Below are 15,632 nucleotides of genomic sequence, written 5' to 3'. Positions count from 1 at the left end.
GCTTCAACCCATGGTAACCGCGGGACATTCCCGCGGAGGATGCCGGAGCTCAGCGCCCCGGGAGGATCCGCCTCACGATGCTCTTGGCGACCTGCAGTTCCGGTGCGCGCAGGATCCACAGGAACACCACGTACACGGCGGCGGCCGCGACGGCGATGATGCCCGCGCCCAGGACGCCGAGGATCTTGTCGGCGGTCGTCCAGCCATCAACGCCGCCCAGCAGCAGGAACACGCCCCAGCCCGCAGCGCCGGCGGGGATCGCCGCCAGGGTGAACCGGCCGAGCGACAGCATCCATCGTCCGGTCTCCAGCGAGCCGAGCCGGCGGCGCAGCAGGACGGTCGCGACGATCGTCTGCACCGTGCCTGCGAGCGACTGGCCCAGCGCGACGGCCGCCGCGAGAAGGGTGAGAGGCAGCGCGCCCGACGCCGACAGCCCCCACGCGATCGTCGCGGTGATGGCCACCAGAGCGCACTGGAACAGCGTGAACAGGAACGGCGTCCTGGTGTCGCCATACGCGTAGAAGGTGCGCTGCACGATGAACAGCACGGCCAGCGGCAGCAGCCCCACGAGGTAGCAGACGAGCACGATGGCGGCGTCCACGGCATCCGATGACGAGTTCGTGAAGACGCGCGAGGCCGGCACGGCCGCCGCCACGACGGCCGCCATCGCTCCCATCAGGAAGAACCCGAGCGTGCGGATGCTGCGCGAGATGTCGCCCCGCACATCGTCGTCCCGCCCGGCCGCGGCGTGCTCGGAGAGCTGAGTGAAGTACGGGGTGCCGATCGAGTGCACGATGATCGAATACGGCAGCATGAAGATCAGCCAGGCGTTGTTCATCACGGTCACGGCCGCGCCTTCACCGGAGGCCTCGTTGGCCACCCAGTTCTGGTAGAAGCCGGCCGCCATGCTCGACAGCGCCATCAGCAGCGTCCAGCCCGCGACCCGGCCCACGTTGCCGAGGCCGACACCGCGCCAGCGGAAGTCGACCTTGAGCGCGAGCCCGGTCTTGCGCCAGAACACCAGCAGGATGCCGGCCTGCACCACGATGCCAGCGGTCGCCGTGCCGCCGAGCCAGGCCACCATGTCGGGCGTCCAGTCCGCGATGTTCACGAGGTCGTTGCCGAAGACGGCGCCGATGATCAGGAACCCGACGATCGAGATGATGTTGTTCGCGATCGGGGCCCAGGTGAACGGTCCGAAGATCCGCTTCGCGTTCAGGGTCTCGCCGACCAGGGCGTACAGACCGTAGAACAGGATCTGCGGCAGGCACCAATAGGCGAATGCTGTGGCCAGGGCGAGCTGTTCGACGTTGTCGGCCTTCAACTGCAGGCTCACCAGCCAGGGCGCCGCGACCATGGCCACGGCTGTGGCGGCCACGAGGATGACCGTGCCGAGCGTGAAGAGCTTCGAGATGAACGCGTTGCCGCCGTCGGCATCCCGGCTCGCCTGGACGATCTGCGGCACGATGACCGCCGTGAGCACGCCGACCGAGATCAGGTTGAACACGCTGTTGGGCAACTGGTTCGCGACGGCGAAGGCGTCCGCCGCGGCCGACGCGTTCGAGCCGATCACGCCGACGAGCACGATCGTGCGCAGCAACCCGGTCAGACGCGAGACGAGGGTTCCTGCGCCCAGCAGTGCGCTGGCCCGGCCGAGGCTGGTCATCGATCTCCTTCGTCGGCCGCTGACGCGGCTCCGGGCTGATCCGGGACATCGCTCGCCGCGGCATCCGAATCCGCGGCATCCGATTCTGCGGCGGAGGGCTCAGCAGCCGAGGATTCCGCACGTTCGCGCCGTCGACGGCGGACGGTGCGGACGATGCCGAACACGAGCAGCAGGACGATCATCGAGGCGAGGATGCCGAGTCCGATGTTCTCCCACTCGGCACGCACCGTGACCTGGGCGGTCTGCGGATCGCCGATGGGCACACCGGTCGGGCTCGTGAGCGTGAAACTCACCTGCAGCTCCCCGCTGGCGACGCGCGACTGCACCGGGATCAGCACGCGGGTGTTGCTCTGCGGCTGCGCCTGGACCTGGGTGTACGGCTCGATCACGACGCGGGAATCCGATGGCCGCACCTCGAGATTCAGGTTGACCGGCCACGGCAGGTCGTTGCGGATCCACACCGGCAGGTCGACGTTGGCGCTGATGAGCTGGATGGGCGCCGGATCCTGGATCGCCACGGAATCGAGCGTTGCGGCCGTGGCCGCCCGATGATCGTCCTTGTCGGTCTCGAACTCGGAGTCGCTCAGTCCGACGCCCAGCACTCGCAGGATGCGGATCCGCTCGGGTGCCAGCAGCACCTGGGGGTCGTCGAGGATCGTCGCGAACGCCTCGAGCGTGTCCTCGTCGGCGAGCAGGGTCGTCAGCACCGTCGCCCGTGCGGCATCCGGCTCGCTCGAGAGCGTCACCGGGACGGGCGTCGTCGCCTGGAGCGTGCGCAGCGGCATCGCGCCGGTGGTCGTGATCACGTCGCGGAGTGCCTCGGCGGTCCGGCTCTCGTCGCGATCCAACCCGATGAGGATGCCGGATGCGGGTGCGCCGGCGAAGGACAGGAATGCGTTCGCCTGGGCGAGCAGCGCCTCGCGGACGTCATCGTCCGCCTCGGAGGCGGCCGCGGACATCGTCGCGGACACCTCGGCGTCGGTCACCAGCACACTGGACGCCCCGACGCGGGTGTGACCGGTGGCCGTGTCCTCGGCCGCGGCCGTGGACGGCAGGATCGTCGTCGCCGGTGCACCGAGATAGGTGTCGAAGGTTGCGAGATCGTCGGCGGTGACGTCCGCGCGCGGCCAGAGGATGCCTTCGAGTTCGCCGCGCAGCGCCGTGAGCTCTGCCAGGTCGGGAAGCCCCGCGACACTGCTCGGCGAAGGCGTCGGTGTCGGCGAGGGCGTCGGTGCCTCCTCGACGGGGAAGTCCGCCGCATTCATGAACGGATCGAGCGTGGTCGGGGCGAGGGCTGCACCGAGGCCGGCGTGCGCCTGTGTCGCGACGTCCGCATCGCCGAACTGGAGCGCGAAGGTCTCGTTCGGCAGGGCCTCGAGGCGGTCGAGCCACGTGACGGCCTCGGGAGGGGCGGACGTGCCCAGCACGCGGATGGCCGCGGGGATCGCCGGGTCGACAGCGAGGACGGCCATCGTGCCCGTGACACCGTCGAGCTGCGCGGTGAGAGCCCCGTCCGCGGCGGTGAGTGCGGACAGCTCGTCGGCGCTGAGCAGGGCCCCGGATGCCGGGGTGGCCGTGATCGGCACCACGACGCTCACGTGGGAGGCGGTGGCCGGACGCACCGTGAGAACGGAGCGCACTGCGGCGTCCCAGGAGGTGCCATCGTCGGTGACGGCCCCCGCCAGGGAGGCGTTCACCGCGTAGACACCGGGCGGGAGGAGCTGCACCAGGTCGGAGGTCGCCAGGATCGGCGTCTCGAGATCGTTCTGCGCGGCGACGGGCGCGGTCGGGGCGGAGAACAGCGTGGTCGGTGCGCCGGCGCCCGTCCCGGATCCCAGCCAGGCCATGACCGCGGCCGCATCAGCCAGCGGGGTCGGGTCGACCTCGAGTGCGACGCGCGCCGCGGAGAGCTCTTCGCCGGTGTCGTTCTCGACGGTGACGGATCCCGAGAGCGGCGAGCCGGACGGCACCGCCCCGTGCGAGCCCAGCGACAGCGACAGCGTCACGGATCCGTCGGTGGTCGGCTCCTCCGTCGGCTCGGCGACGGCAGGCGACGCGATGCCGAGGATGCCGACGGACGCGGCGACAGCGGCGATGGCGAGCACAGCGAGAGCGCGGGCGAAGGGATGCCGACGCGCGCGCGGAGCTGTACGGGGGATGATCACGGTCTCGGGGTCTTCCTCGAACGCGGCGAGCGGTTCGTGAGTGCGGACCATGCGATTCTAGGCGGGGCGCCGATCCGAAGGCTGAAGGCGCGTAGAGTGACGGCCGTGTCCGACACCCCCGCCATCGTCCCGGATCCCCTGCGCGTCTCGGCCCTCGCCGCCGATCTGGATGCCGCCGACCTCCGCTCCGAGCCGCTCCGGCGGCTCTGGGGAGAGGAGGCGGACGACGCGCTCGGACGCGGAATGCGCACGCCGATCCTGCGGGCGATCGATGGGGACTCCTCCGCGCTCGCCACCCTCGGACGATTCTTCGTGCTCGGCATCCCGCAGCCGGAGGATGCCGTGGCCGCAGCGCTGCCGCGGACGGGAGTCGACGGTCTCGTCGCCCTCGGGCTGGGAATCGCCGATGCCGCGGCACCCGTCATCCGTCCGACGGCGCTGCTGCGGCCGCAGTCCTTCGTCGATGCCGACGGGGTCGGGGAGTGGTGGATCGCGAGCGACCTCGACGAGGTGGCGCTGGGCTCCGCACTGCCCGCGGACCACGTCCTCGGGGTCGGCGGCGCTTCCCGGACGCTCGCCGAGCTCGTCATCCCTCAGCCGGTGAATCGCGCCCTGGACCTCGGCACCGGCTGCGGCATCCAGGCCCTGCTGGTGTCGCGTCACGCGGGTGCGGTCGTCGCGACCGATATCTCGGAGCGCGCTCTCGCGTTCGGCGAGCTCAACGCGCTGCTCAACGGAGTGACGAACATCGAGTTCCGTCACGGCAGCATGTTCGAACCGGTCGCCGGCGAGGCATTCGACCTCGTCGTCTCGAATCCGCCGTTCGTCATCACCCCGCGCGGTGGCGACCTCCCGGCGTACGAATATCGCGACGGCGGGCTGATCGGCGACGCGCTCGTCGAGCAGTTCCTTCGCACCGTGCCGGATCATCTGACCCCGGGCGGGATCGCGCAGCTGCTCGGCAACTGGGAGTCTCGCGGCGGTTCCGCAGGGCTCGACCGGCTGCGTTCCTGGATTCCGGAGGATCTGGATGCCTGGGTGATCGAGCGCGAGGAGCTGTCGCCGCTGGCCTACGCCGAACTGTGGATCCGCGACGGCGGCACGACGCCGCGGGATGCCGGATTCACCCCGTTGCTCGAAGCCTGGCTCGATGACTTCGCCGCGCGGGAGGTCACCGCGATCGGATTCGGGTACGTGCTGATCCGCCGTGGGAGGGCGGATGCCGGGACGCTGCGCCGGTTCGAGCGGATCACGCAGCCGCTGTCGCAGCCAGGGCGCGCGCTGCAGGGAGGACTCGCGGCCCACGATGCGATCGCCGGCGGCATCCCGCAGACGCTCTTCGTCGCCGGCGACGTCACCGAGGCGCGTCACCTGATGCCTGGGAACGACGACCCCAGCGTCATCGAGCTGCGTCAGGGCGGCGGATTCGGGCGGACCATCCCGGTGGACCCAGCGCTCGCCGCATTCGTCGGCGCGTGCGACGGCGATCTCACCGTGGCGCAGATCGTCGGGGCTCTTGCGGACCTGTTCGAAGTGCCGCTGCCCGAGCTCTGGACCGACCTGGAGCCGCGGATCCGCCAACTGATCCTCGACGGGTTCCTGGCACCGGCGCCACTGGCGGAATAGCCGCCGCGGTTCATGCGTTCGAATGAATCATGAAGGCTTTCGGATTCCTCTCGTTCGGTCACTACGCCGACGTCCCCGGTTCGTCGACGCGCACGGCCGGCGACATGCTGCGCCAGACCATCGAGATCGCCGAGGGCGCCGATGAGATCGGCGTGAACGGCGCTTACGTGCGCGTGCACCACTGGGCGCGACAGGCGGCGTCCCCCATGCCGCTGCTGAGCGCCATGGCCGCGCGCACGAAGCGCATCGAGGTCGGCACCGGCGTCATCGACATGCGCTACGAGAACCCGTTCCAGTTCGCCGAGGAGGCCGCGGCCCTGGATTACATCGCCGACGGACGCATCGCGCTCGGTGTGAGCCGTGGTTCACCCGAGACCGCACTGCGCGGCTACGAGACATTCGGATACGTCGATGGCGAAGACCCCGAGCGCGGCAGCATCCTGGCTCGGGAGAAGTTCGACCTGTTCCTGCGGGCGATCGACGGCGAGCGGATCGCCCCGGGCGACCCGCGCATGGTCGGGCCGGGGCAGTACCTGCACGTCGAACCGCACTCGCCGACCCTGCGCGACCACATCTGGTGGGGTGCGGGGTCGCGCGCGACCGCGGAGGACACCGGGCGCAAGGGCCTCAACATGATGAGCTCGACCCTGCTCACCGAGGCCACGGGGCAGCCGTTCCACGAGCTCCAGCGCGAGCAGATCGATCTCTTCCGCGCCGCCTACAAGGAGGCCGGTCACACCGGCGCTCCTCGGGTGTCGGTGAGCCGCAGCGTCTTCCCGCTGGTCAGCGACATGGACCGGGCGTACTTCGGACTGCGCAGCGAGGACGGCGACGACCAGATCGGCATCATCGACGGGATGCGCTCGACGTTCGGCAAGACGTACGCGGCCGAACCGGACGTGCTGATCTCGCAGTTGAAGCAGGACGAGGCCGTGATGGCCGCCGACACGCTCATGCTCACGATCCCGAACCAGCTCGGACCGGACTACAACCTGCACGTTCTGCAGGCGTTCGCCGAGCACGTCGCCCCCGCGCTCGGGTGGAAGCCCAACACTGAGGGTCCGGTGCAGGGCGAGCCGATCGGCGCGGCCGAGAGCGCCGGGTGAGCACGATCGCGCTGCGCGAGGCATCCTTTCCGGCGGACGGCGGTTCGGTCTCGTCGCTGCTCGGTGACTACCTGCGCCAGACGGAGGCCGAGAAGGTGGAGCGCGGTCTTGCCCCGCGAGCAGACGAGCTGCCGGAACACTACTGGCGAGAGGTGGCCGACCCCGCGGCGTCGCTGAACGGGATGCGGGTGCTCATGGCGCGGGTCGATGGCGAGGACTGCGGGATCGTCGTTGTCGCGAACTCGGCTTCCGGCTCCGAGATCAAGCGATTCTGGACGACTCCTCCGGCACGCGGTCGTGGCGTCGGATCAGCGCTCATGGACGAGGCACTGCGCCTTGCATCGCGCCCTGTCCGTCTGTCGGTCTGGCAGTGGCGAGAGCCGGCTATCAGGATGTATCGGAACCTCGGCTTCGTCACGGCAGCCCCGTGGGACGAACGCGAGCAGCTGCTGTGCCTCGAGCTGGGGTGATCCAGCCAGGGCGATAGCCTGATCGGATGCTCGAGATCACCCCGCTTCAGCCGCAGGACCGCGCCGATTGGCTCGAACTCTGGAACGGTTACCTGACGTTCTACGAGTCCGCACTCGACCAGGCGACGACGGACGCGACCTTCGACCGGCTCACGGCGGATGCCGAACTGCACGGCGCGATCGCCCGCGACGGCGACGGCCGCGCGCTCGGGATCGTGCACTGGCTGACGCACCCGGCGACATGGACGACATCCGACTACTGCTACCTCGAGGACCTCTTCGTCTCGCCGGATGCCCGCGGCGCCGGAGCCGGCGAGGCGCTCATCGAGCACGTCAGGGCGTGGGCCGAGCAGAACGGCAGCGCCAAGGTCTATTGGCTGACGGCCGAGAGCAACGAGACCGCCCGCCGGCTCTACGACCGGGTCGCCGACCGCAGCGGTTTCATCCACTACCAGATCCGGATGCCGTGAACCGGGCGCTACTCTGACGGCATGACTTTCGACGGTGGATACGACGACCCTCGTGTCGTGGTGCTGCGCGGTGAGCAGCGCCGGCGGCAGACACGGTTCTTCATCGCGTTCGCACTCATCGAGGGACTCGCGCTGCTCGCTGCCGTGATCCTCGTCTACGGCTTCGAGGTCGTCGACTCCGATCAGGGGATCTGGCTGCTCGTGGCCATTGCGGTCATCGGCGGCATCGTGCTGAGCTCGTCGCTGCTGTCGATGATGCGTCGCCACACGCAGGAGCTGCGCGATCTCGGTGTGCCTCCGGGGCCCGCGCAAGGCGACCCGAACAACGCCGGCTGACTCCCGACGACGAAGACCTCGTCGGGTGTACCAATTATTGGTACTCTCGATTCATGGCGGCGAACACTTCGATCAGTCTGGACGAGCACTTCCAGGAGTTCATCGGTCGCGAACTCGCGAAGGGGCGCTACCGGTCCACCAGCGAGGTCGTCCGCGCCGGGTTGCGACTGCTCGAAGACCAGGAGACGCAGACGGAAGCGTTGCGCGCGGCGTTGATCGCCGGCGAGCAGAGCGGCGAACCCGAGCCCTTCGACTTCGACGCCTTCATCGAGGCGAAGAAGTCCTGATAGCGGTGACCGGGTCGTATCGGCTCACGCCGGCGGCGCAACGCGACCTGTCGTCGATCTGGGACTACACCGAACAGCGGTGGGATGCCCAGCAGGCGGAGACCTACATCTCCGAGATCCGCGCCGCCATCGAGCGTCTTGCCGAAGACCCGGAGCGCGGGTGGCCGTGCGATGAGATCCGGGGCGGCTATCGTCGCTACGCGATCGGGTCGCACCGCGTCTTCTACCGGACGCGCGATCAGGGCGTCGACATCATCCGGATCCTGCACCAGCGCATGGACCCGACGCGTCACATGTGACGGCCCGACGGTACCCTGGAACTCATGCTCAACATGGCCGATGGCCTCGCTCGACTCGGCGCGCTCGCCGCAGACCCGGTCGTCCGCACCCTCGCCGACGCGTTCGCCGCGCAGGACTTCGAACTCGCCGTCGTCGGCGGCCCGGTGCGCGACGCGCTGATCGGTCGCCCGACGCACGACCTCGACTTCACGACGAACGCGTCTCCCGACGAGATCCTCGCGATCGTGAAGCCCATCGCCACGGCGCACTGGGACATCGGTCGCGCGTTCGGCACGATCGGCGCCCGGGTTCAGGGGGAGCAGGTGGAGATCACCACCTACCGCGCCGACAGCTACGACGGGGTCACCCGCAAGCCGACCGTCGAGTTCGGCGACACGATCGACGGCGATCTCGTCCGCCGCGACTTCACCGTCAACGCGATGGCGCTGCAGGTGCCGGCGGTCAAGCTCGTCGACCCGACGGGCGGGGTGGAAGACCTCATCACCGGGGTCCTGCGCACTCCGACCGACCCGAAGGTCAGCTTCGGCGATGATCCGCTCCGGATGCTGCGGGCAGCGCGTTTCAGCGCCCAGCTCGGCTTCGCGATCGACGACGCGACGCAGGACGCGATCGCCGAGCTCCGCGAGACGCTGAAGATCGTCAGCCCCGAGCGCATCCAGGGCGAACTGATCCGGCTCATGCAGACCGAGGACCCCGTGCGCGGCATCCGGGTCCTGGTCGACACGGGTCTCATCGAGGAGTTCCTCCCCGAGGTGAGCGCCCTGCGCCTCGAGGTCGACGAGCACCATCACCACAAGGACGTCTATGAGCACTCGCTGACCGTGCTGCAGCAGGCGATCGAGCTCGAGCACGCCCGGCATCCCGGAGCCGAACCGGATGTCGCGCTGCGCATCGCGGCCCTGCTTCACGACATCGGCAAGCCGCGCACCCGCAAGCTCGAGCCGGGCGGAGCGGTCACGTTCCACCACCACGACGTCGTCGGCTCTCGCATGGCGCGCAAGCGCCTGCAGTCCCTGCGCTTCGACGGCGAGACGACGGACGCCGTCGCGAGACTCATCGAGTTGCACCTGCGCTTCTTCGGGTACGCCGAGGGCACCTGGACCGACAGCGCTGTGCGCCGTTACGTGCGCGACGCCGGCGAACTGCTGGACCGCCTGCACATCCTCACCCGCGCCGACGTCACGACGCGCAATCGCCGCAAGGCCGCGCGCCTCGCGACCGCGTACGACGACATCGAAGCGCGCATCGCGACGCTGCGCGAGCAGGAGGAGCTGGACGCGATCCGTCCGGAGCTCGACGGCAATCAGATCCAGGAGATCCTGGGCATCGCGCCCGGCCGCGAAGTCGGTGAGGCCTACCGGTTCCTGCTCGAGCTGCGCCTCGACGAGGGCGTGCTGGGTCCGGATGCCGCGGAGCAGCGCCTGCGCGACTGGTGGGCGAGCCGCAGCTGAGCCCGCAGGGCCTCAGCAGCCGCAGGAGCGGCCGATGACGAGGTGCGCCTCGACGACCATGTGCACCCGCTCATGCGGCGGGCCGACGAGCGCTTCGACGGCGGCCTCGGCCATCTCGGCCAGCGGCTGCGCGACGGTCGTGAGCGTCGGCCAGCTGTAGGCGGCGTCGAGCGACCCGTCGAAGGAGACGATGGCGACGTCCTCCGGGACGCGCAGGCCTGCTTCGTGTGCCGCCTTCAGCACGCCTCGGCCCATTTGGTCGGAGCTCACGAAGAGCGCCCGTGGCACGGCATCCGAGCGGATCAGCCGACTCATCGCCTCGTACCCGCCGTCCGGGGTGAACCACCCTCTCGCGATGGGACCCGGCGTCAAGCCGAGGCGCTCGAGGCTCTCGCGCCACCCGGTCTCGCGGCCGTCCTCCTCGTCGCCCGTCGTGCCGCCGATGACGATGCCGATGTCCTGATAGCCGTGCCAGGCCAGATGCTCGACCGCGAGGTGGGCGCCGTGCAGCAGATCGACGCCCACCGAGTCGCGGGTCGGCACCCCCGCGCTGTTGTTCAGCAGCACGATCGGGATGCCGGCGATATCGAGGTTGCGCAGGTCGGGCTCGAACACCGTGCTGCACAGGAAGATGCCGTCGACGAGGCGCCCGGCCAACTGTTCCAGCTGGACGCGCTCCGTGGCGATGGAGGAGTCCGAGCTGGAGGTGATGACCATGTATCCGCGCTTGGCCGCCGCGGCCTCGACTTCGTGCGCGAGCTGCGCGAAGTACGGATTGGTGGTGGTCGGCGTGACGATGCCCAGCATCTCCGTCGAGCCGAGACGAAGCGCGCGGGCGGACGGATTCGCCCGATATCCGAGCTTCGCCACGGCATCCCGCACCCGCTGCTCCGTGTCCTCGCCGACGCGCTTGGTCCCGTTGACGACGTAGCTGACCACCGCGGGGCTGACACCGGCGAGCTTCGCGACGTCGTTTCGGGTAGCCCGGCTCTGAGAGGAGGAGGAGGAGCGGGACACGGCGCCATCCTAGCCGCGCGCGGTCTGCGTCTCCCGCGCCTCGAGCTGTGCGGGCGCATCGCCGAAGTCGGGGATCGTCAAGCGCTCGCCGCCGCGGAGGGCTGAGCGATGGGCGATGATGCCGGGCAGCGTGTAGCGCGCGGCCTCCCACGCGTTCACCGGCGGCAGGGTGCGTGTGGCGACCGCCGTGGCGAAGTCATCCACCAGGAAGTGGTGACTGCCCTCGTGCCCGCTCGGCAGGCGCTTGAGCGATTCCGGCAGCCGTGACGCGTCGTGCACCGGGGCGAGTCCCGAGATGAACGCGTCGCGCAGCGCAGGGTCGACGCCGGCGAGCGACGGGTCGTCGGCGGACATCGACGGCTTGGTCTCGAGGAGCTCGGAGACGTCCTCGTAGCCCTCCTTGTCCATCCACACGGCGCTTGCGACGAGCTGCTCGAAGCTGCCTTCGGTGCCGAAGTAGCGGAACCGGGACTCGCGCAGGTGAGACGGGTATCCCACGCGACGGAACTCGTTGATGCGCATGCTGCCGCCACCGGCCAGCTCGAACAGAGCCGTGGCATTCGAGAAGTCGTTGTCGAACATGCTGACCTCGCGGTCGAACACGCCGTCGCCGCGGTCGTCGCGCACGCCGATGCAGCTCACGCTCACAGCGTGCGAGCCGATGGCCCCGATCACGCCGCCGACCGAGTGCGTCGGGTAGAGCATCGGCGGGTAGCTGGCCGTGCTCTTCCATTCCTCGCCGCCGCTGTACTGGTACGCGGCGTAGAAGCCGAGGTCCATGTCGTGCACATAGTCGCCCTCGGCGTAGAAGATGCGGCCGAAAGCTCCGTCGGCCTTGCGACCCCGCGCGTACACGGTGGCCGGGTTGTAGTAGCTGGTCTCGCCCATCATGTAGGTGAGCCCCGTCTCGCGCACGGCCTCGATGATCGCCGCGATCTCGTCCTCACTGATCGCCATCGGGACCGCGGAGTACACGTGCTTGCCTGCGCGCAGCGCCCGCACCACCAGCGGGCCGTGCGTCCAGCGCTGCGTGAAGATCGCGACGGCGTCGACGTCGGAGGCGAGCAGGTCGTCGAAGCTCCTGGCCGTGCCGGCGAGGTGCTCGCGCTCGGCGAGTTCGGTCGCGCGTTCGGGAAGGACATCGGTCACGACGACCGAGGAGACGAAGGGGTGGGCGTTGAACAGCTTCGCGAACTGGCCCGCGAACTGCCCCGCGCCGACGATGCCGAGGGAGAAGGTCTGGTGTGTCATGCGCGAGAGTCTGCCACGATCGGTTACACGAGTCAACACGTTATTCCCTGCGAAAAGACAGTTCAGAAGTCACCCTTGTGTCATCCAAGTGACTCGTGTAACTTCGCGGTCATCCTGATCATCGCATAACGACGGAGTGTGAAGATGACAACGAGCACGATCGTCCTCGGGCGTCGCGGAGCGACGCGTGACGGGGGAGTCAGAACGCGAAGAACGCGCAGCGACATCAAGATCGCCCTGCTGTTCATCGCCCCGGCGCTCATCGGCTTGATCCTGTTCTACTTCGTGCCGACCATCCGCGGGCTGTATCTCAGCTTCACGGAGTACAGCGTGCTGGACGACCCGACCTGGGTCGGTACGGCGAACTACGAGCGCCTCGCCCAGGACCCGCTGTTCTGGAATGCGCTCGGCGTCACGGTTCAATACGTCGTCATCAACATCGTGCTTCAGACGGCCATCGCGCTCGGGCTGGCACTGCTCATGCAGCACGTCGCCCGCTCGACGGCGGTACGAGGGATGCTGCTGATGCCGTATCTCATGGCGAACGTCATCGCCGCGCTGCTGTGGTTCTGGATGCTCGACTACCAGCTCGGCATCGTGAACAACATCATCGAGTGGCTGGGTCTGCCCCGCGTCGCGTTCTTCGGCAGCGCCGAATGGGCCATCCCGACACAGGCGCTGATCAACACCTGGCGGCATATGGGCTACACCGCCCTGCTGCTGTTCGCGGGGCTCCAGGCGATCCCCGGCACGGTGTACGAGGCCGCGAAGCTGGACGGCGCGAACCCGTTCCAGACGTTCGGACGCATCACCCTGCCGCTGCTGCGGCCGGTGATCGCGCTGGTGCTCGTGCTCACGGTGACCGGATCGTTCCAGGTCTTCGACACCGTCGCCGTCACCACGCAGGGCGGACCGGTCAACGCGAGCCGGGTGATCCAGTACTACATCTTCCAGAAAGCGTTCACGCAACTCGAGTTCGGCTACGCATCCGCTCTGGCGATGATCCTGTTCATCATCCTGGCCATCGTCGCCTTCGTGCAGATGAAGCTCCTCCGCGGCAACGAATCCGACCTGGCGTAAGCGAAAGGAAGAGGCCATGACCACGACCACGACCATCGTCACCCAGGGGCGCCGCATCCGCCGGCGCGTGACCTGGGGAGCCGTCTTCGGCTGGATCTGCCTGGGCATCGCGATCGCGATCAGCATCCTGCCGTTCTACTGGGTGCTGCGCACCTCGCTCTCGATGAACAGTGCGCTCGCCGCCAATTCGTCGAGTCTGCTGCCCGTCGACTTCAACCTCGGCGCCTTCGCGCGCGTGTTCGGACTGCAGTCGACCGAGGAGGCGCTCGCGCAGGGCGGCTCCGGGGCGGAGATCAACTTCTGGCAATACCTGCTGAACTCCACGATCTTCGCCACACTGACCACGGCGGGGGCGGTGTTCTTCAGCTCGATGGCGGCGTATGCGTTCGCACGACTGCGCTGGAAGCACCGCGACCTCGTGTTCGGGCTGTTCCTCGCGACCGTGCTGGTGCCGCCGATCTTCACGGCGCTGCCGAACTTCCTGCTGATCAAGAACCTCGGTCTGCTCGGGACGATGTTCGGGATGATCCTGCCGTACATCTTCATGACGCCGTTCGCGATCTTCTTCATGCGGCAGTTCTTCCTGAACATGTCGCGCGAGGTCGAAGAGGCGGCGATGATCGACGGCGCATCCCAGTGGCGCATCTTCACGCAGGTCGTGCTGCCGAACGCCGCGGCACCGCTGGCCACGCTGGCGCTGCTGACCTTCATGGGGCAATGGAACGAGTACTTCTGGCCACTTCTCGTATCGGACGAGAGCACCCGCGTGCTCACGGTCGGGCTCGGAACGTTCAAATCCCAGTCGCCGCAGGGCGCTCCGGACTGGTCGGGCCTGATGGCCGCGACCCTCGTCTCGGCCGTGCCCGTGCTGATCCTGTTCGCAGTGTTCGGCAAGCGGATCGTCAACTCCATCGGCTTCAGCGGGCTGAAGTGATCATGAAGGGACATCGGACAATGAGCCGCATGAAGAAGATCGCCGCCGGCACTGTCGCCGTGCTGTCGGTCGCAGCGCTCGGCGGCTGCGCCGGCGGAGACGACCCGAGCACCATCGACTACTGGCTGTGGGACGCGAATCAGCTGCCCGGCTACCGGCAGTGCGCGGCGGACTTCAACGCCGCGAACCCGGACCTCACGGTCAAGGTCACCCAGCTCGGGTGGGACGACTACTGGGGCAAGCTCACCAACGGCATGGTCGCCGAGAACGCGCCCGATGTCTTCACCAACCATCTCTCGAAGTACCCTGACTACCTGCGGTTCGAGCAGCTCGTGCCGCTCGACGACACGGAGGTCGATTTCGATCAATACGCGGACGGTCTCGCCGACCTCTGGGTCGGGCAGGACGGTCAGCGGTACGGCGTGCCGAAGGACTGGGACACCATCGCGCTGTTCTACAACCGCGACATGCTCTCGGATGCCGGCATCAGCGAGGACGAGATGGCGGAGCTCACCTGGAACGCAGAGGACGGCGGAACACTCGAGGACGTCATCGCGCACCTCACGATCGACTCGGCTGGCGTCCGCGGGGACGAGGAGGGCTTCGACAAGAACGACGTCGAGGTGTACGGCATGGGGCTGGCGAACTCCGGGTCCGGGATGGGCCAGGCCGAGTGGAGCTGGTTCACCGGCACCACCGGATGGACGCACACCAACGAGAACCCGTGGGGCGACCACTACAACTACGACGACGAGCGGTTCCAGAGCGCGATCGCATGGTGGGCCGGTCTCGTCGACAAGGGGTACGTGCCGCGTCTGGAGACGACCGTCGGCGCTTCGATGCCCGACAACTTCGGCGCCGGGAAGGCGGCGATCAACTCGCACGGATCGTGGATGATCGGTCAGTACGCGAGCTATGACGGCATCGAACTCGGCATCGCGCCGACGCCGATCGGGCCCGAGGGCGAACGCGCATCGATGTTCAACGGCCTGGCCGACTCGATCTGGGTGGGAACCGACAATCTCGAAGGGTCGAAGAAGTGGGTCGAGTACCTCGGTTCACCGGCCTGCCAGGACGTCATCGGCGACCAGGGCGTCGTGTTCCCGGCCATCCTCTCGTCGGCCGAGCGCGCCGTCGCCGCCTACGAGGAGCGAGGCCTGGACGTCTCGGCCTTCACCGGACACGTGACCGACGGGACGACCTTCCTGTTCCCGATCACGGCCAACGCCGCACAGATCGACGGGATCATGAAGCCCGCAATGGACTCGGTGCTCACCGGACAGGCGGATGCCGGCTCCCTGACGGACGCGAACACGCAGGTGAACAGGCTGTTCGAGGATGCCGGAGAGGATGCCGCGGGCGACTGACGCCGCTCCCGCAGCGCCGCTTCACGAGCGGTGCTGCGGGACGACGATCTCGAGGGAGTTCATCACGGTCGGGTCGCCCCAGCCGCAGCATCCAGCCAGGCCGTGA

General features: G+C 68.5%; 15 protein-coding genes. 11 read left to right on the top strand and 4 right to left on the bottom strand.

The features are described 5' to 3' along the window. Positions 1-49: 49 nt before the first annotated feature. Both murJ and ACI7YT_RS19395 read right to left on the bottom strand, forming a co-directional pair. A complete protein-coding gene (murJ, locus tag ACI7YT_RS19400; protein WP_406247994.1) occupies positions 50-1,666 on the bottom strand; it encodes a murein biosynthesis integral membrane protein MurJ in 1,617 nt (538 codons plus the stop codon). Further along, a complete protein-coding gene (locus ACI7YT_RS19395) occupies positions 1,663-3,882 on the bottom strand; it encodes a DUF6049 family protein (protein WP_406247992.1) in 2,220 nt (739 codons plus the stop codon). The genes murJ and ACI7YT_RS19395 overlap by 4 nt, the downstream gene beginning before the upstream one ends. A gap of 45 nt (positions 3,883-3,927) precedes the next feature. Here ACI7YT_RS19395 and ACI7YT_RS19390 point away from each other — a divergent pair, with 45 nt between their 5' ends. The 8 genes from ACI7YT_RS19390 to ACI7YT_RS19355 are packed head-to-tail and all read left to right on the top strand — an operon-like array spanning position 3,928 to position 9,877. Next, positions 3,928-5,457, top strand: coding sequence for a methyltransferase (locus tag ACI7YT_RS19390; protein WP_406247990.1), 1,530 nt, complete (start codon positions 3,928-3,930; stop codon positions 5,455-5,457). Positions 5,458-5,486: 29 nt separating this feature from the next. Next, complete coding sequence (locus tag ACI7YT_RS19385; RefSeq protein WP_406247988.1) at positions 5,487-6,563, top strand: LLM class flavin-dependent oxidoreductase; 1,077 nt, start codon at positions 5,487-5,489, stop codon at positions 6,561-6,563. Continuing rightward, on the top strand, positions 6,560-7,033 hold the full coding sequence (locus ACI7YT_RS19380) for a GNAT family N-acetyltransferase (protein WP_406247986.1): 474 nt from the start codon (positions 6,560-6,562) through the stop codon (positions 7,031-7,033). Before ACI7YT_RS19385 ends, ACI7YT_RS19380 begins: the two co-directional genes overlap by 4 nt. A 26-nt stretch (positions 7,034-7,059) precedes the next feature. Then, complete coding sequence (locus ACI7YT_RS19375) at positions 7,060-7,503, top strand: GNAT family N-acetyltransferase (RefSeq protein WP_406247985.1); 444 nt, start codon at positions 7,060-7,062, stop codon at positions 7,501-7,503. Between the two features lie 21 nt (positions 7,504-7,524). Next, positions 7,525-7,839: a hypothetical protein gene (locus ACI7YT_RS19370; protein WP_406247983.1), complete on the top strand. Its 315-nt coding sequence runs from the start codon at positions 7,525-7,527 to the stop codon at positions 7,837-7,839. Positions 7,840-7,892: 53 nt separating this feature from the next. Beyond that, positions 7,893-8,126: a type II toxin-antitoxin system ParD family antitoxin gene (locus ACI7YT_RS19365; RefSeq protein ID WP_406247981.1), complete on the top strand. Its 234-nt coding sequence runs from the start codon at positions 7,893-7,895 to the stop codon at positions 8,124-8,126. A 5-nt stretch (positions 8,127-8,131) separates the two neighbouring features. Beyond that, a complete protein-coding gene (locus ACI7YT_RS19360; RefSeq protein ID WP_406247979.1) occupies positions 8,132-8,425 on the top strand; it encodes a type II toxin-antitoxin system RelE/ParE family toxin in 294 nt (97 codons plus the stop codon). Positions 8,426-8,449: 24 nt separating this feature from the next. Further along, complete coding sequence (locus ACI7YT_RS19355; RefSeq protein ID WP_406247977.1) at positions 8,450-9,877, top strand: CCA tRNA nucleotidyltransferase; 1,428 nt, start codon at positions 8,450-8,452, stop codon at positions 9,875-9,877. Between the two features lie 12 nt (positions 9,878-9,889). On the opposite strand, the gene ACI7YT_RS19350 is transcribed toward ACI7YT_RS19355, so the two are convergent. Continuing rightward, positions 9,890-10,894 (bottom strand): LacI family DNA-binding transcriptional regulator, encoded by a 1,005-nt coding sequence (locus tag ACI7YT_RS19350; protein WP_406247975.1) that lies wholly within the window; start codon positions 10,892-10,894, stop codon positions 9,890-9,892. A gap of 9 nt (positions 10,895-10,903) precedes the next feature. Then, the gene (locus ACI7YT_RS19345; RefSeq protein ID WP_406247974.1) at positions 10,904-12,145 is read right to left on the bottom strand and encodes a Gfo/Idh/MocA family protein; all 1,242 of its coding nucleotides are present in this window, start codon (positions 12,143-12,145) and stop codon (positions 10,904-10,906) included. A gap of 144 nt (positions 12,146-12,289) precedes the next feature. On the opposite strand from ACI7YT_RS19345, the gene ACI7YT_RS19340 reads away from it, so the two are divergent. Genes ACI7YT_RS19340 through ACI7YT_RS19330 form a run of 3 tightly spaced genes read left to right on the top strand, consistent with a single transcriptional unit; the run spans position 12,290 to position 15,526 of the window. Continuing rightward, complete coding sequence (locus ACI7YT_RS19340; RefSeq protein WP_406247972.1) at positions 12,290-13,225, top strand: carbohydrate ABC transporter permease; 936 nt, start codon at positions 12,290-12,292, stop codon at positions 13,223-13,225. A 16-nt stretch (positions 13,226-13,241) separates the two neighbouring features. Continuing rightward, positions 13,242-14,159 carry a carbohydrate ABC transporter permease gene (locus tag ACI7YT_RS19335; protein ID WP_406247969.1) on the top strand — a complete coding sequence of 306 codons (918 nt, stop codon included), beginning with the start codon at positions 13,242-13,244 and terminating at the stop codon, positions 14,157-14,159. 29 nt (positions 14,160-14,188) lie between these two features. Further along, the gene (locus ACI7YT_RS19330; protein WP_406247968.1) at positions 14,189-15,526 is read left to right on the top strand and encodes an ABC transporter substrate-binding protein; all 1,338 of its coding nucleotides are present in this window, start codon (positions 14,189-14,191) and stop codon (positions 15,524-15,526) included. Positions 15,527-15,632 lie beyond the last annotated feature (106 nt).

The sequence above is a fragment of the Microbacterium sp. M genome (genome assembly GCF_045181065.1).
Taxonomy (GTDB): domain Bacteria; phylum Actinomycetota; class Actinomycetes; order Actinomycetales; family Microbacteriaceae; genus Microbacterium.
Note: the sequence above shows the minus strand (reverse complement) of the source record. Positions and strands in the feature narration are given on the sequence as shown.